This window comes from Moritella dasanensis ArB 0140, from assembly GCF_000276805.1.
GTDB classification, from domain to species: Bacteria; Pseudomonadota; Gammaproteobacteria; order Enterobacterales; family Moritellaceae; genus Moritella; species Moritella dasanensis.
In genome coordinates this window covers 37451-58292 of record NZ_AKXQ01000022.1, presented here as the reverse complement: position 1 = coordinate 58292, position 20842 = coordinate 37451, and the positions used below count along the sequence as shown (strand labels likewise).

At 42.6% G+C, this 20842-nt stretch carries 18 protein-coding genes; 4 read left to right on the top strand and 14 right to left on the bottom strand.

The genetic code is table 11. The features are described 5' to 3' along the window. Positions 1 to 7: 7 nt before the first annotated feature. The 3 genes from dnaB to A923_RS0116695 form a co-directional block, all read right to left on the bottom strand. Complete coding sequence (gene dnaB, locus A923_RS22310; RefSeq protein WP_051039755.1) at positions 8 to 2932, bottom strand: replicative DNA helicase; 2925 nt, start codon at positions 2930 to 2932, stop codon at positions 8 to 10. A 196-nt stretch (positions 2933 to 3128) separates the two neighbouring features. Beyond that, positions 3129 to 3446, bottom strand: coding sequence for a c-type cytochrome (locus tag A923_RS0116700; protein WP_017222833.1), 318 nt, complete (start codon positions 3444 to 3446; stop codon positions 3129 to 3131). Positions 3447 to 3565: 119 nt separating this feature from the next. Continuing rightward, complete coding sequence (locus A923_RS0116695) at positions 3566 to 4594, bottom strand: AraC family transcriptional regulator (protein WP_017222832.1); 1029 nt, start codon at positions 4592 to 4594, stop codon at positions 3566 to 3568. Positions 4595 to 4766: 172 nt separating this feature from the next. Between A923_RS0116695 and A923_RS0116690 the strand changes: the two genes are divergently transcribed. From A923_RS0116690 to A923_RS0116680, 3 genes are read left to right on the top strand one after another with little or no spacing between them, the layout of a single operon-like run. Continuing rightward, complete coding sequence (locus A923_RS0116690) at positions 4767 to 6455, top strand: FAD-binding oxidoreductase (protein ID WP_017222831.1); 1689 nt, start codon at positions 4767 to 4769, stop codon at positions 6453 to 6455. 10 nt (positions 6456 to 6465) lie between these two features. After that, entirely contained in the window at positions 6466 to 8172 is a 1707-nt protein-coding gene (locus A923_RS0116685) for a glycerol-3-phosphate dehydrogenase/oxidase (RefSeq protein WP_017222830.1), read from the top strand. Positions 8173 to 8192: 20 nt separating this feature from the next. Next, positions 8193 to 9809, top strand: a complete 1617-nt coding sequence (locus tag A923_RS0116680; protein WP_017222829.1) for an FGGY-family carbohydrate kinase — start codon at positions 8193 to 8195, stop codon at positions 9807 to 9809. A 100-nt stretch (positions 9810 to 9909) separates the two neighbouring features. On the opposite strand, the gene rplI is transcribed toward A923_RS0116680, so the two are convergent. The 4 genes from rplI to A923_RS22305 all read right to left on the bottom strand — a co-directional run bounded on the left by rplI (position 9910) and on the right by A923_RS22305 (position 12008). Then, positions 9910 to 10362: a 50S ribosomal protein L9 gene (gene rplI, locus A923_RS0116675; RefSeq protein WP_017222828.1), complete on the bottom strand. Its 453-nt coding sequence runs from the start codon at positions 10360 to 10362 to the stop codon at positions 9910 to 9912. Positions 10363 to 10410: 48 nt separating this feature from the next. Then, positions 10411 to 10638: a 30S ribosomal protein S18 gene (gene rpsR / locus A923_RS0116670; RefSeq protein WP_006030173.1), complete on the bottom strand. Its 228-nt coding sequence runs from the start codon at positions 10636 to 10638 to the stop codon at positions 10411 to 10413. 80 nt (positions 10639 to 10718) lie between these two features. Then, positions 10719 to 11093 (bottom strand): 30S ribosomal protein S6, encoded by a 375-nt coding sequence (gene rpsF, locus A923_RS0116665; RefSeq protein WP_017222827.1) that lies wholly within the window; start codon positions 11091 to 11093, stop codon positions 10719 to 10721. A 438-nt stretch (positions 11094 to 11531) separates the two neighbouring features. Further along, on the bottom strand, positions 11532 to 12008 hold the full coding sequence (locus A923_RS22305; RefSeq protein ID WP_017222826.1) for a GNAT family N-acetyltransferase: 477 nt from the start codon (positions 12006 to 12008) through the stop codon (positions 11532 to 11534). Between the two features lie 190 nt (positions 12009 to 12198). Between A923_RS22305 and A923_RS0116655 the strand changes: the two genes are divergently transcribed. Continuing rightward, positions 12199 to 12765: an RDD family protein gene (locus A923_RS0116655; RefSeq protein WP_017222825.1), complete on the top strand. Its 567-nt coding sequence runs from the start codon at positions 12199 to 12201 to the stop codon at positions 12763 to 12765. 119 nt (positions 12766 to 12884) lie between these two features. On the opposite strand, the gene rlmB is transcribed toward A923_RS0116655, so the two are convergent. The 7 genes from rlmB to A923_RS0116620 form a co-directional block, all read right to left on the bottom strand. Beyond that, a complete protein-coding gene (gene rlmB / locus A923_RS0116650) occupies positions 12885 to 13637 on the bottom strand; it encodes a 23S rRNA (guanosine(2251)-2'-O)-methyltransferase RlmB (RefSeq protein ID WP_017222824.1) in 753 nt (250 codons plus the stop codon). Positions 13638 to 13673: 36 nt separating this feature from the next. Continuing rightward, complete coding sequence (gene rnr / locus A923_RS0116645) at positions 13674 to 16199, bottom strand: ribonuclease R (RefSeq protein ID WP_017222823.1); 2526 nt, start codon at positions 16197 to 16199, stop codon at positions 13674 to 13676. 183 nt (positions 16200 to 16382) lie between these two features. Next, positions 16383 to 17240, bottom strand: a complete 858-nt coding sequence (locus A923_RS0116640; RefSeq protein ID WP_017222822.1) for a tetratricopeptide repeat protein — start codon at positions 17238 to 17240, stop codon at positions 16383 to 16385. A gap of 186 nt (positions 17241 to 17426) precedes the next feature. Further along, on the bottom strand, positions 17427 to 18365 hold the full coding sequence (gene mdh / locus A923_RS0116635) for a malate dehydrogenase (RefSeq protein ID WP_017222821.1): 939 nt from the start codon (positions 18363 to 18365) through the stop codon (positions 17427 to 17429). A gap of 259 nt (positions 18366 to 18624) precedes the next feature. After that, on the bottom strand, positions 18625 to 19290 hold the full coding sequence (gene artM / locus A923_RS0116630; RefSeq protein ID WP_017222820.1) for an arginine ABC transporter permease ArtM: 666 nt from the start codon (positions 19288 to 19290) through the stop codon (positions 18625 to 18627). Then, complete coding sequence (gene artQ, locus A923_RS0116625) at positions 19287 to 19961, bottom strand: arginine ABC transporter permease ArtQ (protein WP_017222819.1); 675 nt, start codon at positions 19959 to 19961, stop codon at positions 19287 to 19289. Before artQ ends, artM begins: the two co-directional genes overlap by 4 nt. A 135-nt stretch (positions 19962 to 20096) precedes the next feature. Beyond that, positions 20097 to 20840 (bottom strand): transporter substrate-binding domain-containing protein, encoded by a 744-nt coding sequence (locus A923_RS0116620; RefSeq protein ID WP_017222818.1) that lies wholly within the window; start codon positions 20838 to 20840, stop codon positions 20097 to 20099. Positions 20841 to 20842 lie beyond the last annotated feature (2 nt).

The following is a 20842-nucleotide window of genomic DNA, read 5'->3' as shown; positions in this document are numbered from 1 at the left end:
CTATTCCTTAATAATCGTCATCATAAGCAGGACCCGTAAAGTTATCAAAACGTGAAAACTCACCGTTAAAGGTCAATCTGACTTTACCAATGGGGCCGTTACGTTGTTTACCGATAATGATTTCAGCGGTGCCTTTATCTGGCGAATCATCGTTATAAACTTCATCACGATAAATAAACATAATTAAATCGGCATCCTGCTCAATAGAGCCTGATTCACGTAGATCCGAGTTAACAGGACGCTTATCAGCACGTTGCTCCAACGAGCGGTTCAACTGTGATAAGGCAATAACAGGACACTTAAGTTCCTTGGCAAGGGACTTCAATGAACGCGAGATCTCGGCAATTTCCAAGGTTCTGTTTTCACTTAATGCGGGTACGCGCATCAGTTGTAGGTAGTCAATCATGATCATACTGATACCGCCGTGGTCACGGGCAATACGGCGTGAACGCGAACGTACCTCGGTCGGAGTCAAACCAGAACTATCATCGATGTACATTTTACCTTGCTCAAGCATGCTCTTCATCGTCGCAGATAAACGCGCCCAATCATCATCATCTAACTGACCAGTACGTACCTTGGTTTGGTTAATCTTACCGAGTGACGCGAGCATACGCATCATGATCTGTTCTGCAGGCATCTCCAGCGAGAAAATAACCGCAGGTTTGTCTTCATTCAATGCCGCGTGCTCACACAAGTTCATCGCGAAAGTCGTGTTATGAATACAAATATCTTCGGCAATAAAATTATGCGTATCTGGCACCGTTAAGTCATAAACTTGCTTATCACCTTGATGCTCAATCGCGACAATTTCGTCCCAATATAAATCTGACTGACTTAACTGCTGGAGATAGTCATCTTGTAATAACTCCGCAAACAAGGTTAAACGGCGACGTGATATGCCTCTCGCACTTTCACCTTGCAAATGAGGGTTGTAGCCCTCTGGATATACTTTACCCGCTGCAGTGAATAATTCCCGCCACGAGCGGTCTGCTTTTTTCAGTAAAATATACTGATTTACAGATTCTGGCATTGTGTCTTTATTAGTGTGCTGCGCTTTATCCGCTAATAACTGTGATACATCAGCAAGTGCCTGCTCTTTAGCGAAAATACCAATTTCGCTAATGAATGTTAGGATACTTTGCTGATCTAATATTTCTAATTCATAAGGTGTAGCGCCATCATACTTACTTGTTTTTTCACGCACTTTCGCAATAATACCGAAACGCAGTAACAGATGTTGTAAGCCATGCACTAGTGCGTAACTTGAAGATGAGTAACTTAATCTAGCTTGGTTATTAGCTTGTACAAACGCACTACCATCACAGCTAAATAAGCGATTAATGAATAACGCTAATTGTACTTTAGGGAAAGTATAAACAGCATCTGGAATGGTTTTTTCTAATGCACTTTTATGCCATACAGCATGTGCGATTAACCATTGAGTCACGCTGTTAATGCTATTCTTCGCCATTGCCGCATAACTTGGTATGTTTGCATCAGCTAACGTGAAATCAAGCTTTTCTAATAATGCTGTAAATGTCGCTTGTTCAGGTACACAATGGCCATTACACCACTGACTGACACTCGCCTTGCTAACCGAGAGTATACCGGCGAGATCATTACCGATGATATTCTGAGCAGCCATACTCTGCGTTAGCAGTGTTGAAAATTGACGTCTATACACTTCAACTTGTGACGTTTCAGCACTGACTCTAAATGATGGCGCTCTGTCCTCTGCTAATACTGGTTTCACTGACACTGCATCAAACTGCTCAATGGCATTAATGAAATCTTGGCTAATAACAGGATTCACATTGGTAAACATAGGATTTGATTGTGTCGTGCCACCGTCAGCAATGAAATATGCTAATGCTTTAACTTCATGCTCAGGCATCGCTTTGTCACCAAAATACGGTAACTCACGCGGTACCGCAATTTTTTCACCGACGCTAATATCGTCTAGTGGTAACCAACCCTTTCCGGTTAAAAACGGATGCGTCAGTGTCGTCGATATTTCTCGACCTAATGCGGTTTTAACACGAAATACTGGTTTCATACCATCATCAACAAACGCAGATGCGTGGGTAACAGATAGCGTGTAATCATTATTCACAGTGGCCAGGTTTGCTTGTTGGCGTATAACAAGATCATCAATGCTATTCAATTGACCCGTTGTAGGGTCTAAGATTTGAGAGCCAGAGACAATGCATTTGCCCATTGATGGACGTGCAGCAACAATAATCAAATCCGACGGTTGAAAGCCTGTTGTCATACCGTCAAGGTCGCCATAACCAGATGCAACACCAGTAACACCGTCATGCGGAGTTTGGTAAAGCTCTTCGATTTTATCAACGGTTTCTTGCAGTACGCTTTCGAGGTTTTTCGGGCCTTGGCCTTCGCTCTGTCTTGATTCTGCAATTTGGAATACTTTACTTTCAGCCAAATCAAGTAAGTCAGTACTTTTACGCCCTTGTGGGTCGTAACCTGATTCACTGATATCGCTGGCAACCGCAATAAGTTCACGTATTACAGCGCGCTCACGCACAATGTTGGCATAAGCGGTAATGTTCGAAGCACTTGGGGTATTTTTGGTAATATCACCCAAATACGCAAAGCCACCTGCATCATCAAGCAGTTCTTCGTTATCTAGCCATTCGGAAACCGTAATAATGTCCAGTGGGATATGTTGATCCACCAGCTTCGCCATTGCTTCGAAGATAAGTTGATGTGGACGACTGTAAAAATCTTTCGCCACAATAAATTCGGTTACACGATCCCAGGCTTCATTATCAATGAATAAGCCACCTAAAACCGATTGCTCAGCCTCAAACGAGTGCGGCGGCACTTTTAGCGCATCAACAGCACTGTCTTTTCTATTTTTATCTTTTGAAAACTGATTCTGAAACTGGTTTTGACGTTTGTCGGCCATGCTAGCGCTCACTAAATTTAGTGTGATTAACCATTATCCTAAAAATATCCCTGTAGGGGAAATGAAATAACCTGAGAAGTAGGAATAAATTAATTGCGGGGAGGTTCTAAGGGGTTATTGGTTAATAAAAAAGCCTCATCACGAGGCTTTACGATTGACTACATGAACACTAATTAGACTTAGTGCCTAACGGCTATTATTTCAAGCTTGAGAAGTATGCTGCTACATTGTTGATGTCAGCATCAGATAGTGCCATCGCTTGACCAGACATTACCGGTGCCATACCACCTGTACGTTGACCAGTTTTATAGGCTTTTAATGCATTGACTAAATACATTTCTTTTTGACCCGCTAGATTTGGGTACATAGGAATAGCTGAAATACCAGCAGCGCCATGACAAGCTGCACAGACAGCGGCTTTTGCTTTACCAGCAGCAACGTCGCCACCAGCCGCCATAGATAGAGAAGGCACTAGACACGCTAACGCAACGATCATTGTTGTAATTTTTTTCATCATATACTCACTAATTGCATCCTGCTGTGAAGCAGTATAGGGTTTATCTTTATTGTTTATAGCAAATTTTAGTCTTCATACCCAACAATTGAAAGGCTTGTGTATCATAAATCATTGGTTTAGCCTGATTTCTGTGAACTAGATTCTCTGTAAACGCTTGGTGTTTGCCCTGTCCAGCCCTTAAAGCTACGAAAAAATGAACGGGTTTCACTAAAGCCCAACTGCATGGCAATGTCATCGACTGGTAATAATGTTTCGGTTAAATACTGCTGGGCCAGTGATAAACGCGCTTCATCAAGCAATTTTTGATAACTGGTTTGCTCTTGCTGCAGTTTGCGCTGCAGCGTTCTCTCGCTCATATTTAACTGTCCTGCCACCATATCTTTACGGGTTATCCCCTTAGCTAATAAGATGCGGATAATGTCTTTAACTTGAATACTAAAACGATGGTCATCTCCCAAGGCTGAAACTTGCCCAGCAGCATGTAACTCTAACGTTTGCAGTAAACAATGATCTGGCTGTCGTAACGGAATATCAAGGTATTCACGCGGTAAAATAAGACGATTGGTGGGTTGTGAAAACAATACCGGACAAGCAAATACCTGCTGATAATAAGCACGCTGCTCAGGCGAAGGATCTGCACGCTGTAAATGCACTGCGATAGGCCCTAATGCTTGCCCAGATAACCAACGTGCATAGGTCAACCAAGAAGCGAATACGTTATCCACCATCTGCTCGCGCACGTCTTCAAAGCTGTAAGCACAATGCCAGTTTATCGCGACTTGCTGCGGTTGATAGTCAATCGATGTCACGCCCATATCACCAACCAACTTTTCATAAGGCTTGATACGTTCTAGTGCTTGTTCCAGCGTGGCACATGTCATGGTGATATAACCCAGTACACTGTACGAACTCGGTTCAACAAAGACACCACTCTTCAAGCCAAATAACGGATCATCAGTTGCGATAATGAGATTGGCTAAAAAGGCCTGTAATTGTTCGCCACTAATGCGCTCATTTTCTTGTGATAGTGTTGTGCTGGCGATATTACTACGTGACAACAATAACGGTATATCGATAGCTAATGTTTCAATATAACGTATGTATTGCTTTACCACAGGCACTGACACTGAACCTAATCCCACCATAACTGAATCATCCTTTATCCATTACGAGCTAATAAGTATAACGATTTTTACCCTAAGGTATTGTGAGTGAGTCCTAATTTGATACTTATCTTGGCTTAATACGACAATGCTATCACTCGACCTTTGCCCTTACACTTACCTTATACTGAAATATAACAAAGGGAATGAGATCATGAAACGTTGGAATGGTTGGGGCGATGAAGCCAATAAATTAGATTTACCGAGTACTGCAGATACTTTTTTGCTGGCGAAAGTAGGACCTACAACCCCACTCGCAGACGCACCGCTTGCCGAGGTCATCAAGCAAGTACCTGAATCAAGATTGCCGCACCACCCGTTATTTAATCGTGATCCCGAAGTGCGCATTCGTCATGCTCGCGGCCAAAGCTTACCGGACTGGTTAGCCATGCGCAGTGGTGATTTTGAATATTTCCCCGATGGCGTCGCATTTCCTGAAAGCAGTGATGACTTAGTCGCTATTCTCGATTTTTGTCAGCAACAACATATTCTGGTGATACCTTATGGCGGAGGCACGAGTGTTGCTGGACACATAAATCCGTTTGCTTCAGAACAAGCCATTCTAACCGTTGATATGGGCCGCATGAACCGCCTTATCGAACTTGATACCGACAGCCAAATCGCCACCTTTGGCGCAGGAACACCGGGGCCACAAGTCGAAGCGCAATTACGCGCACAAGGTTATACTCTAGGTCATTTCCCGCAGTCTTTCGAACTCTCAACTATCGGTGGCTGGGTGGTCACACGTTCGAGTGGCCAACAGTCTTTGCGTTACGGTCGTATCGAAGAGTTGTTTGCCGGTGGTGAAGTCATTACTCCTGTCGGTCGCTTAGATATTCCTACTTTCCCTGCCTCTGCAGCAGGTCCTGATATTAAAGCATTATTAATGGGTTCTGAAGGGCGTATCGGTATCTTATCAGCAGTCAAGGTTCGGGTGCGTAAGCTCGCAGCTCAAGAAAATTTCTATGTGACCTTTTTCCCTAGTTGGCAACAAGCCAAGCAAGCCGCTAAAACGTTAGTCCAGTCCGATGTGCCACTATCGATGCTACGCCTAAGCAACGCCATTGAAACGGAAACCCAATTAGCATTAGCGGGCCATGAAAAACAAATCGCCTTGCTGGAGAAAGCCTTAGCCCTGTTTGGTACTAAACAAGGCAAGTGCATGATGACATTTGGCTTAACCGGCACCAAATTCCAATGTCGTAGCGCATTAAAGCAATTGAAAAAAATAACCAAAGCCCATCAAGGTTTATATACCGGTTCGTTTATGGGCAATAAATGGGCGGAGAAACGCTTTACCATGCCTTACTTCCGCGAAGCCTTGTGGCAAAAAGGTTATGTCGTCGATACCCTAGAAACAGCAACGGATTGGCATAACGTCGATAATCTATTAACCAAAATAGAAACCAACTTACGCACAGTATTAGCGCAAGACTTAAGTGATGATAAAGAAGCACCACAAATGCATGTATTTACGCATCTATCTCACTTCTATCAGCAAGGCTCTAGTATTTACACCACCTATATATTCAAAGCCGGTGACAGTTATCAGCAAACATTAGCGCAATGGGCAAAACTAAAACACAGTACCTCAGAAATAATCGTCAATAATCAAGGCACCATTAGTCATCAGCACGGCGTCGGTAAAGATCATCAACCCTATTTGGTTACAGAAAAAGGCGCGTTGACGATCCAAGCGATTCAATCTCTGTGTGATACTTTTGATCCACAACAGATCATGAACCCACATTGCCTTATTGCTTCACCTGACGTCTCAACATCAAAACCAGAACCCGAGTTAGAATTAAAGTTAAAACCAGAACAAGCACAAGTAATCAGCTAGAGGGTGTTGTATGTATCAGCCATTAACAAGTTTGACTCGAGATCAACAGCTCGAAAAACTGCAACTAAATAATGATAATACAATCTGGGATATGATCATCATTGGTGGCGGCATTACCGGTGCAGGTATTTTATTAACCGCCAGCCAAGCCGGATTAAAAGTATTATTAATCGAACAACAAGACTTTGCTTGGGGCGCATCGAGCAAGTCATCGAAAATGGTCCATGGTGGACTGCGTTATCTCGGCAGTGGTCAATATAATATGACCAAGGATGCAGTAACAGAACGTGAAAAACTGCTGAACGAATTGCCCGGTTTAGTCAGTCCGCTGCAATTTTTGATGGGTCATTATAAATATCAATTTCCTGGTCCCTTGGTGTTCAATACCTTATTGACTATCTATGACTGGATTGGCGGTAAGCGTAACCACCGTTATATCAACCATAACATTGCTGATTTTCACGCCCCAGGCATTGAACAGAGCAAATTACAAGGGGCGACACAATTTGCCGATGCCGTGACAGACGATGCAAGATTGGTGATGCGAGTATTACAAGAAGCGCAGGATCTTGGTGGCACCGCCATGAATTACCTTAGCGCTGAACAACTGATTAAAACAGATGGTCAAGTCACTGGTATTCGCGTCGCAGACCAAGTATCTGGGCAACAATTTAACTTATCCGCAAAAGTGGTGGTCAACGCCACAGGTCCATGGACCGATAAATTACGCTTACAAGTGCAAGCTAAAAAAGCCATTAGACCCTTGCGTGGCAGTCATTTGATCGTGCCCAGTTGGCGGTTACCACTTGCCTACTCCGTCAGCTATTTTCACCCTGAAGATAAGCGCCCTATCTTTGCCTTTCCTTGGGAAAATAGCACTGTCATAGGGACGACGGATCTTGACCATCATCACGATTTAGATCAACAACCTTGCATCAGCCAAAACGAAGTAGATTATCTACTAGCGGGGATCAACAAGCAGTTTCCGCAAGCCGATATCAGCGAGGACGATGTGATATCTACCTATGCAGGGATCCGCCCGGTCGTCAGTAATCATGACAACGAACAAAGTACCAAACCTTCTGATGAAAAACGTGAACATTCTATCTGGAATGAACAAGGCTTGATCAGTGTGGCAGGCGGTAAGCTGACGACGTTCAGGTTGATCGCGCTAGAAGTATTAACAGCAGCACAAGATTATTTACCGAGTATGGATCTGAAGGCTCTGCGCAATCAGCGTTTGTTTAAGCCTGTGAACGATGACAATACCAATCACAGTTTGAGTCAATCACAGCGTCAGCGCTTAACAAGCCTGTACGGTCAGCACTATTCTGACTTACTCAAGCATGCGACGACCCATGAGTTTAAAGCCATCGGTAATACCAACACCTCGCTAGCTGAATTAAAATGGAGTTTACAGTGCGAAATGGTGGTTCATCTTGATGATCTATTACTACGCCGCTGCCGCATTGGTTTGTTATTACCGCACGGTGGTGCACATTTATTAGATCAATTACAGCCGTTGTGCCAAACCGCACTCGGTTGGAATGATGTGGTATGGCAGCAAGAGGTGGATCGCTATCAAGACATGATTCAACGTTACTATGGTTTGCCAAAACATAATGCGCATTTAGCAAAAGATGATGAGCTTGTAACAGAAAATAATCATCGCGTAACAAAAGACAGTGCCAGTTTAGTGAACACACTTGCAAGCTAACCCAGTCGGAGATAATTTACATGGATAGTCGAGCTCCAACATCAGTAACATCAAGCGCGAGAGCATCAGATCAACAGCAAGGTTATTTGTTAAGTATTGATAATGGTACTCAAAGTGTGCGCGCATTATTGTTTGATTACCAAGGCAACTTGATAGCCAAAGGACAGCAAGTGATCACCCCGTACTTTTCCGCACAACCGGGTTGGGCAGAGCAGGATCCTGATTATTATTGGTCAGCGGTCAAACAAGCATGTGATTTACTCTGGCAAGATCTTCACCAATATCCCGAGATCAATAAACACGATATCGTCGGCATGTCGATCACCACACAACGTGGCACCGTGATCAATCTCGACAGTGAAGGCAACGCATTACGTCCGGCGATCATCTGGTTAGATCAACGCCACGCACAACAAGAAGCAATACAATGGCCGTGGAATTGGTTATTTAAGATTGCCCGCGTCGACGATATTATCCAACGCTTTCAAGAAAAGTCACAAGCAATTTGGATCCGCCAAAATCAACCAGATATTTGGCGTGATACTTCCAAGTATCTGTTGCTGTCTGGTTTTTTAAATTATAAATTCACCGACAATATTGTTGACTCCATCGGTAGCCAAGTTGGTTACATTCCGTTTGATTATAAGAAACTAGCGTGGTTGAAAAAATCAGATTGGCGTTGGGATATGCTCGCAATCGATCCCAACATGTTACCTAAGCTTATCGAACCCGGGGAACTTGTCGGTCATGTATCTGAGGAAGCCGCGATCCATACTGGCATTCCTGCAGGCTTACCGGTTATCGCTTCGGCATCAGATAAAGCTTGTGAGATCATTGGCTCTGGCGGCAATCGTCCGCATATTGCCTGCTTAAGTTATGGCACCACGGCAACCATCAATATAACCACAGACAAATACGTCGAAGCTACGCCACACCTGCCGCCCTTTCCTTCGGCAATACCCCGTCATTATTCCTCTGAAGTCATGATCTATCGTGGTTTTTGGTTGATCAGTTGGTTTAAAAAAGAGTTTGGTTTGCGCGAGCAACATATTGCCGATGCAGAGGGGATTGCGCCTGAAGTCTTATTCGATCGTTTAGTGGCCGAAATCCCACCAGGTTCTATGGGGTTAATGTTACAGCCTTATTGGACACCCGGCGCGCGCGATCCCGGACCTGAAGCCAAAGGCGGTATTATTGGTTTTGGTGATGTGCATACTCGTACCCATATTTACCGAGCGATACTGGAAGGACTTGCCTATGCATTACGCGAAGGGAAAGAACGTATCAGTAAACGCAACAAGGTAAAAATAACCACACTCAGAGTATCGGGAGGCGGCTCGCAAAGTGATGTGGCCATGCAGTTAACGGCTAATATTTTCAATATGCCAGCAGAACGACCGCATACTTTTGAAACATCGGGTTTAGGCGCTGCAATTGTCACCGCGGTTGGCTTGGGAATTTACACCAGCTTTGATAACGCGATTGCAGAAATGACGCGGGTAAATGACGTCTTTCAGCCACAGCCAGAAATCGTCGCCACTTATGATGCGCTGTATAAGCAAGTGTACTTAAAGATGTACAAACAACTGCAGCCATTATATCAGTCTATTCGTACCATCACTGGCTACCCAAAATAGTCGCAATGACCTTGGGTAAAAGACCAAATCGCAGGCATAAAAAAAGCCATGGCCTAGGCCATGGCTTTACTCTGTAGTTAATTTAAAGTTAAACTTTAAATTAAGCTTCAGCTACGATTTGTACGTTTACTGTAGCGAATACTTCGCTGTGTACTTGGATGCTAACTTCGAACTCACCAAGAGTACGAAGAGCGCCTTCAGGAAGACGAACTTCGCTTTTAGCAACTTCAACACCAGCAGCAACGATCGCATCAGCGATGTCACGAGTACCAATAGAACCGAAAATCTTACCTTCGTCACCAGCTTTAGTTGCAATTACAACAGCTTCTAGAGCGTTGATTGTTGCAGCTTTAGCTTCAGCAGTTGCTTTAACAGCAGCTACTTTAGCTTCTAGTTCAGCACGACGTGCTTCGAAAGATTCAACGTTAGATTTAGTTGCTAGAACAGCTTTACCTTTCGGTAAAAGGAAGTTACGAGCATAACCAGCTTTAACGTTAACAGTCTCGCCTAAGTTACCTAACTTAGCGATCTTGTCTAATAAAATTACTTGCATTACCTTTCCTCAGAAATATAGAGTTAGTCTTGACGACCAAACAAAAGCTTACTTATGTAAGTCAGTGTATGGAAGTAGAGACAAGTAACGTGCGCGTTTAATCGCACGACCAAGTTGACGTTGATACTTAGCACGTGTGCCAGTAATACGACTTGGTACAATTTTACCGCTTTCAGTTACGTAGTTCTTTAACGTAGCGATATCTTTATAATCAATCTCCGTAACACCTTCAGAAGTGAAACGACAGAATTTACGACGACGGAAAAAACGTGCCATAATGAAAATCTCCTAAAATCTTCTCAACAAATTGGATAACTAAATGTTATCCAATAAACAATACCTATAGCTAAACGCTATTATTCAGCAGCAGCTGGTGCTTCAGTAGCAGCAGTTGGCGCTTCACGGCGTTCTTCTTTAGCTTTAGCCATTGGAGAAGCTTCAGTAACTACACCTTTAGTACGTAGGATCATGTTGCGGATCACTGCGTCGTTAAAGCGGAAGTTATTTTCTAGCTCATCAATAACATCTTGGCCAGCTTCAATGTTCATAAGAACATAGTGAGCTTTATGAAGTTTGTTGATTGGGTATGCTAATTGGCGACGACCCCAGTCTTCTAGACGGTGGATAGTACCATTTGCTTCAGTCACAACTGCGCTGTAACGCTCAATCATGCCTGTAACTTGTTCACTCTGATCTGGGTGAACCATAAATACGATTTCGTAATGACGCATCGTAAGCTCCTCACGGGTTTAATCAGCCTCGGCTCTGGCTTAGTCGGTCCATCGAGGCAAGGAACGTATAGAAAAATGACTAATTTTGAGACCGCGAATTATATAGTGTCAGTGCCGACAATACAACCAACAAGTACAGATAATCATAAATAATCATCACACGGCATAATCAGCTTAAGACTTAGACCTAAAGTACCAGCCAAATGAGTCCGTTAAACTATTTATTAATCAAAGTATTAATAACAAATACTGGTTTTTATTTTTATCATGAAATTGTAAAAAACAGCGAGTATTATGTACCATATTAGAGAATACTTAGATAACTCTTAGATAAAAAATGCGCAGTCACATTGGACGTCATTTATGTTAAACAAGGAATTGTTATGATCAAAACGCTATCACCGTATATGCTCTCGTGTATGTTATTAGTCTTATTTGTTATGAGCTTTTCAAATGCCCAGCACTCGCTTTCCAGCGCATACCAACGTGGGGAATTCCATCTTCCAAATATTCTGCCGTCACAGTAACGAAGGCATAACGCTGATAGTAACGCTGCAGATGGGCTTGGGCTGACAAGTATAAGTCCTGCGCTGGCCACACTGATTTTGCAGCATTAATACCGCGCTCTAATAGTTGGTGGCCGAGTCCCTGCCCACGCGCAGACGCCGCGGTAACCACACGACCAATCGCCACATCCGGATAGCTGACACCTGCCGCTAAGATACGCAGGTAAGCAAGTAACTCGCCGCTTTCACTGTAATGTAATAAATGACGCGTCTCGGGATGCGTATCTAAACCATCAATATCTTGGTAAGCACAGTCTTGCTCGACCACAAAAATAGCCGCGCGTAATTGCAATACATCATAAAGCTGTAAACTCGACAACTCACTAAACTGACAACACATCCAAGTCATAACCCATCCCTAATACTAAAATTAAACATCGACTGGCATAATAACAATAATCTTTCCCCTGTGGATCAATACTTGGGTTGAATAATCTTGGATTGAACAAATAAGTGCGAGTAGATCTTGATTGTTACGCTAAGGATTGATTATCATCTAGGTCTGAACTCCTGTTTACTAACTAATTTATAGAAGCCATATGCAACCAGAACCTTCATCATCTCGTCAATATGTGGAACTTGCTACGTTAGCACAACGTTTTCAAGCCGCCGTATTAGATAAAATCGTTTTTCCGACGATCATGTTAGTGCCGTTTATTCTCGGTTTTGATTTATTGAATTTAGGCGCCGGTATCGATGAAAACTTCACGATATCCTTTGCGACTCAAGTCAAAGTTTCGTTACTCGAGATCCTGCTATTCATGGCATTAAACAGCTACCTATTAAAAGAATACGGTCAAACCTTAGGTAAACGTATTGTTGGTATTGCGGTGGTCGGTGAGAACGGTCAACGCCTGAGCTTACAAGACATCATCCTGAAGCGTTACCTGCCATTTTGGGTTGCCGCTTACCTGCCATTCTTTGGTTTTGTTATTACTATCAGTAATTTCTTGGCTATTTTCAGAGGTGATAAACGTCGTTGTTTACACGATGACTTAGCCAAAACGCTAGTCGTGAAGATGCCAAAAGGCACTAAAATTGCCAGTAATGACGTGCACATTAACAGTGATGGTAAAAGCGCAGCATCAGATGTAATGGATGCTTAATCGCTAACAACACTTAATCAAACATAAATTACAGTTAATAAAAAAGCGTCCATTGATTGGACGCTTTTTTTATATCAATTCATTGTCGTTCCACCTAATGGCTAAACTACAATTTATCGTTATTTAGCTTGGCGTTGACGCACTACTTCAAACAAACAAACACCCGCTGCTACGGATACGTTCAAGCTTGAAATACTACCAGCCATTGGGATGCTAACTAGCTCATCACAATGTTCACGCGTTAAACGACGCAGACCTTTTTCTTCCGCACCCATTGCAATTGCTAATGGACCCGCTAGTTTAGGCTGATATAAATCTTGCGTTGCTTCGCCCGCAGTACCGATGATCCAGATGCGACGGTCTTGTAGTTCACGCATGGTACGTGCAAGATTTGTCACTGCAATCAGTGGCACTGTTTCAGCTGCGCCACATGCTACTTTACGTACCACAGATGTCAGTTGTACTGATTTATCTTTTGGTACGATAACAGCGTGTACACCAGCTGCGTCAGCACTACGTAGACAAGCGCCCAGGTTGTGCGGATCAGTAACACCATCGAGAATCAATAAGAATGGGTGTTCTTCTTTCTCTTCAATACGGTTAAGTAACGTATCAAGATCTGATTCGTTTAACTTTTTGCCTTCAATAACGCGTGCTAATACACCGTTATGACGGCCACCGTCGCACTTTTTATCCAAAGTGTTACGATTAACTAATTGCACTGCAATACCGATATCATTTAATTCTGCGATTAACGGTGTTAGACGGTCATCTTCACGACCTTTCAGTGCATATACTTCAATGAAGCGCTCTGGTTCATGCTCCAGTAATGATTTAACTGCATGAATACCGAAAATTAGTTCACTGCTCATTGTATCTCTCTACCTTATTACTATTACTATTGCTATTTATTTGCTTTCTTGTGCTTTTTTCTTTGAACGTTCAGCACGACCGGGACGCGATTTAGCCTTAGTTACAGGTTTTTTCTTAGCTGGTTTCGCCTTGCCCTTCGGTTTAGCGTCATCAAACGGTGATGTGCCTTTTTCAACAGCATCGCCAGTTTGCGGCTTTAACTTCGCAGCAACGCGCGCTTTATCAGCCGCACTCGCCACAACTGCATCATCCGTTTTTAACTTTAATTTAGTCTTTTTGGCCGGCTTTGCTTTTGCGCCTTCAGGCTTACGTTTGCCCGAAAATGCAGCAGGTTTACTTTTGCTACGACGGCTGTGTGTTACCGCACCCGCAAGCTCAAGATCAATCTTCTTGTCGTTCATGTTGATCGCTAATACTTTAACTTCAACTTGATCGCCAATACGATATTCAACGCCACTTTTCTCGCCACGCAATGTTTGGCGGCCGCCATCAAAGTTATAATAATCACCGCGTAAGCTAGATACATGTACCAAGCCATCGATGTTTAAGTTTTTGATACGCACAAAGAAACCAAAGTTAGTTACCGCAGCGATAACACCCTCGAATGTATCACCAAGGTGATCTTGCATGTATTCACACTTCAAGAAGTCTGATACATCACGTGTTGCATCATCGGCACGACGTTCTGTTAATGAGCAATGCTCACCCAACGTTTCAACATCCGTTACCTGGTAGCAATAACCACCCGTGCTAGTCCAGCGTTGCGTTAATGGCGTTCCCGCTTTAACTGCAGCTTGATTAGCAATTTCAAACTTGATTGCACGATGTAATACTAAATCAGGGTAACGACGAATTGGCGACGTAAAGTGACCATAAGCGCTTAACGCTAAACCAAAGTGACCGTTGTTTTCTGCTTGATATACGGCTTGTTTCATAGAGCGTAGCAACATCGTTTGGATAAGTTCTTTATCCGGACGATCTTGAATACGGCTAATCAAATCAGCGTAATCAAGTGGAGTAGGTTTCAAACCACCCTTTAACTCTAGGCCTGTTTCACTAAGGAAACTTCTGAAGTTAACTAACTTCTCTTCGCCTGGAGTATCATGCACACGTAATAACGCAGCCGCTTTATGCTTGCTAACAAAACGTGCTGATGCAACGTTTGCTAAGATCATGCATTCTTCAATTAATTTATGCGCATCGTTACGTACAACAGGCACAATTTTATCGATTTTACGGTGTTCATTAAAGACGAAACGCGTTTCTAATGTTTCAAATTCGATTGCACCACGTTCTGAACGTGCCACTTTCAATACTTTGTACATGTTATGCAATTCGTGCAGATGTGGCACTACCGCTTGGTATTCATCACGCAGGTCTTTGTCGCCATCAAGGATGTTAGCAACTTTAGTATAAGTTAAACGCGCATGTGAATTCATCACCGCTTCATAGAACTTATAACCAGATAAACGACCAGCATCAGAAATCGTCATTTCACAAACCATACATAGACGATCTACGTGTGGGTTCAATGAACATAAACCATTTGATAATACTTCTGGCAGCATAGGTACAACTTGCTCAGGGAAGTAAACTGAGTTACCTCGACCTTGTGCTTCCAGATCTAAATCTGAATTAGTTTGTACATATGAACTTACGTCAGCAATCGCTACCCATAAACGCCAGCCACCGCTTTTTTTACGTTCACAGAATACCGCGTCATCGAAATCTCGAGCATCTTCGCCATCGATCGTTAACAAAGGTAAATCACGTAAATCAACACGATTTAGTTTCGCGTCTTCAGGTACTTCTGGTGACAATTTTTTCATGTCATCAAGAATATGTTCAGGCCATACGTGCGGAATATCATGTGTGCGGATCGCCACTTGAATTTCCATACCCGGTGCCATATTTTCACCCAGTACTTCTACAACTTTACCCAGTGCAGGTAAGTTATAAGTTGGACGTTTTAGAATTTCAGTCACAACCATTTGACCAGCACGAGCACCAAGACGTTCTTCATCACTGATGCGTATTTCTTGTTTAATACGGCTGTCATCTGGACGTACAAAGGCAACGCCTTTATCTAAATAAACACGACCAACAAGTTGCAGTGGTTCGCCATCAAGTACACGTACAAAACGTGCTTCTTTACGGCCTTTAAATTCTTCTTTTACAGGTTGAGCCAGAATACGATCGCCATGGAATAACGTCGACATTTGACGGATAGAGATAAATAAATCTTTACCACCCTCATCTGGACGGAAAAAGCCAAAACCATCGCGATGGCCTAACACTAGTCCTTCCAATAGATCTAAGCGTTCAGGTAATTCATAAGTTCTGTTACGAGCGAAAATCAACTGTCCATCACGCTCCATCGCACGTAAGCGACGACGTAAAGCTTCTTCGTGTTCATCACCTGCTAATTTTAATCCAGCAAATATTTGCTCACGATTAATCGAATTTTCTAGGCTACGAAGATAATCAAGAATAAATTCTCGACTAGGAATTGGATTGCTGTATTTTTCCTGCTCACGCGTATGGAAAGGGTCTTTACTCATAGAAGGTCCAAATTGGTAGGAATATCGCTCGGATTATATACCCAAACCACATTAGGATACAGTTTTGTGCCCTAACTAAGTCGGTATGCGAGAAGGATAATGATAAATGAGCATCGAATCGATTCGAAACTAGCTCTAATTGACTATTCAGTTAGCGCCGCTAACATATTTAATGTCCTGTTTTTACTGATACTTAGCCGCATTCTTTGCCGCTATAACCACGCGTTCAGGCATTCTATTTTCTAATTGTATTAATAATCGGGCTAATTTTTTGTGCATCTTAGCATCTGCTGTCACGGTATTATACAAATAACTGTACGCGATTTGATAATCATAAGGGCTGCCATAACCTCGTACCAACAACTCTGCCCACTGTATTTTAGCAGGTAAAAAACCGAGTTTCGCCGATTGCTCAAATAACGGCAGGGCCCGGTCAATATCTTGTTGCACAAATTGACCTTGCACATAATAACGCCCCAGTTGTTCTAATGCTCTAGGCTGACCTTGTCTTGCCGCTGCACGCATGAAATAAACCCCGAGTTCGGCATTCTTATCTACACACACACCCCAAGCTAACATATCTCCCCATAAGAATTGATAGGTTGGCAACTTCACTAATTCAGCACGTACTTTAATATCCGCAACCAGCTGACATTGATCTGCTCGCACTCGTTTCAGGTGGGTATTTGCTCCGATCAATTCATTCAATTCATCATCACTATATAGCTCAACCGCACTGGGGAAATCGCGATACTTAGTTTTAGTGTTACCAGCTTCTTCCGCTGCCGCTGCGCGCTTACCACTGTCGGTAATACGTTGTTCTTTTTCGCCGACGGGTTTACTTGTTAGTGATTTATTAACAGCCTGCTGACTTGAAACAGGCTCACTTGCAACAGGTTGACGTGAAACCAGCGAGTCGCCAGTGTTTTCCGCTGCAACCACATTAACACTAGACACAAATACGCTCGCCATTACCACCAACAATGTCGTTTTTAGGTAATGATTAATGGTTGTTAATCTCGTTATCGGTGTTGTAAGCATATCAATGAACCTAAGCGATTATGTGTGGCGATCACAATTACTGTGATAGTAATGACTGTGATAATAGTTACAGTGGTAATAGATATATCGGCCAAAGTATGGTTTTCTTAAATAAAAAAAACCCAAGTTAAAATAACTTGGGTTTCAATTTTCATGACCATTAACCTAAACGGTTAATAATAATGATTAACCAGCAACGAATTCTTCACCTAAGGTGATGTTCGCTTTTAGTTCTTCTAACATTGCATCACGTGCGTTAGCTTCAAATTCGCTTAACTCACCGTATGCTAATACTTCTTCAACGCCATTTTTACCTAGTAATACAGGTTGTGCGAAGAATGTAGCGTGCTCAGAACCACCGTCAACATAAGTACACTCAACGATACCTTCTTCACCTTGTAGTGCGCGAACAAGAGATAGACCGAAACGTGCAGCTGCTTGACCCATAGAAAGTGTCGCAGAACCGCCACCGGCTTTAGCTTCAACAACTTCAGTACCCGCATTTTGGATACGTGATGTTAATGCAACAACTTCTTCAGCTGTAAATTCAACGCCTTTAACTTGAGAAAGTAACGGCAGAATTGTTACGCCAGAATGACCACCAATAACAGGTACTTCAACGTCAGCAAGTGAAATGCCTTTAAGCGCACTAACAAAAGTTTCAGAACGGATAACATCCAGCGTCGTAATACCGAATAGTTTACGTTTATCGTAAACGCCAGCTTGCTTAAGTACTTCAGCAGCGATTGGCACAGTTGTGTTAACTGGGTTAGTAATAATACCGATACATGCGTTTGGACATACTTCAGCACATTTACCTGCTAAGTTTTTGATGATGCCTGCATTGATATTGAATAAATCTGAACGGTCCATACCTGGTTTACGAGCAACACCCGCAGAAATAAGAACCACGTCAGCACCAACAAGTGCATCCGTTGGATCCATACCAGCAAAACCAGCAATAGTAACGTCTGTAGGGATGTGGCTTAAATCAACAGCAACACCCGGAGTTACAGGAGCGATATCATAAAGTGATAAATCAGAACCAGCAGGTAGTTGAGTTTTCAAAAGTAAGGCTAAAGCTTGACCGATACCACCAGCAGCACCTAATACAGCAACTTTCATAGACGTCTCCATTATCTTAATTGTTTATGTAGAATACAATGTTCACAAATTCCTTGAATCACTGCTACCTTACTGCAACATTGACGAAAAAACAATTAACAACGCGGATATGCAGGGTAAATAATACTTTATATGGCGGTTTTACAACGGGCGCTTTCTATCTGACAGGAATTGGCTTTCAGGTGAAATGAATATATCGGTTCACCCATTTCGACACGAATGCCTCATGACGAAATAAATGAACCAATAACAACATAGATTAAGATTGGAACGCGAGGGCTTTCTTCTCTAACTGTTTAAAGATTAAGACCAAAATACCATTCATGCCTAAATAGATAATACCCGCGGCAGAAAAGGCCATTAACGCATCATAGGTTTGACCATTGATTTGATTGGCATAACCCATCACATCCATGATGGTAATTGAACTGGCTAATGACGTGCCTTTCAGTACCAAAATCACTTCATTAGAATAAGATGGCAATACGCGGCGCAGCGCATGCGGTACGATAATCGCTAGCGTTTGTCCACGCGTCATACCCAAAGCTTTACAGGCATCCCATTCACCGCGAGGCACTGATTCAATTGCACCTTTAAATAACAGCGATGAATAAGCCGCGGTATTAAAGGCTAAGGCAATAATGGCGCAAATTTTCGCTTGGCTCAGGTAATCCCATAAAAAGCTATGTCTAATCACTTCAAACTGCGATGGGCCGCTGTAAACCAAAAATATTTGGATTAATAGTGGCGTACCGGTAAAGATTAAAATAATAGTCCGAGCTAATAAATTTAATCCAGGGATCTTATTAACCATGGCCAGCGTTAAACCGACGGCAAGGATAGAGCCAAATAATAAACTAAAAAAGGTAATTTCAAGCGTAGTGCTCAAACCGTTAAATAATAACCAGAAGTGATCTAACGTCATTTTGCTACTCCGGCATCAAAACGATTAATGTAACTATCAAGGTGCTTTAACAGCCATTGACTAATCAAGGTAATAATCAGGTAAATCGCTGCTGCGGCAACTAAAAAGGTAAACGGTTTATAGGTACTACCTGATAATAAATCCGCTTGCTTCATCAAGTCGGTCACACCAATAAGGGAAACTAAGGCGGTATCTTTTAATAACACCATCCACTGATTACCTAAGCCCGGCAGCGCCAAGCGCCATGCTTGCGGTAAGGTAATACGTAAGAAACAACGCACCGGCCCCATACCAAGTGCTTGCGCACCTTGTTGCTGACCTTTTGGTACTGATTGAATTGCTGCGCGCAGCGTTTGCGACGCATAAGATGCAAAGATCAATGACAGGGCAACCACACCACTCCAGAAAGGACTGATATCATAAAACTCATCTGTTAATAAAAACAGAATATGGGTGCCACCGAAGAAAATAAAGAAGACAATCAAGATCTCAGGTAAGCCACGTAATATAGTGACAAATAAGCTAATTGGTTTGGCAATAAGTGGGTTCTTTTGCATTTCTGCAACACAGAATAAAATAGCGAGAACCAAGCCAACCACCAAGGATGTTAGCGCAAGGCCAAGGGTGATTTTTGTTGCATCCAATAATAATTGAAGCTGCAAAAGATCCATAAAAACTCCGGACGTAAAAACAAAAAGTGCCCCTAGAAGGCACTTTAATATGAATTATCTCGTGACCACAATAACTTGGCTATTGAGCCCTGATATTGCAAACCAAATCAGGACGAGATTAAACACTGTTACTGCTTATTTAGCAAAGTATTTTGCGTAAATCTTATCGTAAGTACCATTGGCTTTAATTGTTTGCAAACCTTTGTTCAGTTTAGCTAATAATTCAGCATTATCTTTACGTACTGCGATAGCAAAACCAGCGCCAAAATATTTCGCATCAGTTACCGCTTTACCGACAGTTTCGTAGTTACCACCACTGTGCTTAGTTAACCAGTCATGGGCAACCGCTGAATCAGCGAAAACACCATTGATACGGCCATTTTTAAGATCTAAAAACGCTTTTTGGTATGATGGGAAGTTAAGTAATAATACTTTTTCATCCGCGTACGTATCTGTCATGTAAGCTTGGTGAGATGTACCATTTTGTACACCGACTGCTTTACCTGATAAATCAGATACGACATTGTATTTACCTTTTTCAGCCACAAGTACCGCTGAGTTCTCGTAATAGACATCAGAAAAGTCCACTTGCTTTTGACGTGCAGGGGTTACATCCATTGCAGCAATCGCAGCATCATAACGGCGGAACTTCAGGCTTGGGATCAAACTATCAAATGATTGATTAGCAAAACTACATTCCGCTTTTAATTCAGTACACACTGCGCGAGCGATATCAATATCAAAACCTTGAAATTCATTATTTTCATCCATCATTTCAAAGGGTGGATACGTCGCTTCAGTAACGAATTTGATTTGCTCAGCAGCGGTTACTTGTGCCGCAGCTGACGTTAGAATTAATGCTGTTAGTAGTTTTTTCATTT

Coding starts and splice junctions, on each gene's coding strand:
- dnaB (WP_051039755.1), bottom strand. CDS start 2,932: ATGGCCGACAAACGTCAAAACCAGTTTCAGAATCAGTTTTCAAAAGAT.
- A923_RS0116700 (WP_017222833.1), bottom strand. CDS start 3,446: ATGAAAAAAATTACAACAATGATCGTTGCGTTAGCGTGTCTAGTGCCT.
- A923_RS0116695 (WP_017222832.1), bottom strand. CDS start 4,594: ATGGTGGGATTAGGTTCAGTGTCAGTGCCTGTGGTAAAGCAATACATA.
- A923_RS0116690 (WP_017222831.1), top strand. CDS start 4,767: ATGAAACGTTGGAATGGTTGGGGCGATGAAGCCAATAAATTAGATTTA.
- A923_RS0116685 (WP_017222830.1), top strand. CDS start 6,466: ATGTATCAGCCATTAACAAGTTTGACTCGAGATCAACAGCTCGAAAAA.
- A923_RS0116680 (WP_017222829.1), top strand. CDS start 8,193: ATGGATAGTCGAGCTCCAACATCAGTAACATCAAGCGCGAGAGCATCA.
- rplI (WP_017222828.1), bottom strand. CDS start 10,362: ATGCAAGTAATTTTATTAGACAAGATCGCTAAGTTAGGTAACTTAGGC.
- rpsR (WP_006030173.1), bottom strand. CDS start 10,638: ATGGCACGTTTTTTCCGTCGTCGTAAATTCTGTCGTTTCACTTCTGAA.
- rpsF (WP_017222827.1), bottom strand. CDS start 11,093: ATGCGTCATTACGAAATCGTATTTATGGTTCACCCAGATCAGAGTGAA.
- A923_RS22305 (WP_017222826.1), bottom strand. CDS start 12,008: ATGACTTGGATGTGTTGTCAGTTTAGTGAGTTGTCGAGTTTACAGCTT.
- A923_RS0116655 (WP_017222825.1), top strand. CDS start 12,199: ATGCAACCAGAACCTTCATCATCTCGTCAATATGTGGAACTTGCTACG.
- rlmB (WP_017222824.1), bottom strand. CDS start 13,637: ATGAGCAGTGAACTAATTTTCGGTATTCATGCAGTTAAATCATTACTG.
- rnr (WP_017222823.1), bottom strand. CDS start 16,199: ATGAGTAAAGACCCTTTCCATACGCGTGAGCAGGAAAAATACAGCAAT.
- A923_RS0116640 (WP_017222822.1), bottom strand. CDS start 17,240: ATGCTTACAACACCGATAACGAGATTAACAACCATTAATCATTACCTA.
- mdh (WP_017222821.1), bottom strand. CDS start 18,365: ATGAAAGTTGCTGTATTAGGTGCTGCTGGTGGTATCGGTCAAGCTTTA.
- artM (WP_017222820.1), bottom strand. CDS start 19,290: ATGACGTTAGATCACTTCTGGTTATTATTTAACGGTTTGAGCACTACG.
- artQ (WP_017222819.1), bottom strand. CDS start 19,961: ATGGATCTTTTGCAGCTTCAATTATTATTGGATGCAACAAAAATCACC.
- A923_RS0116620 (WP_017222818.1), bottom strand. CDS start 20,840: ATGAAAAAACTACTAACAGCATTAATTCTAACGTCAGCTGCGGCACAA.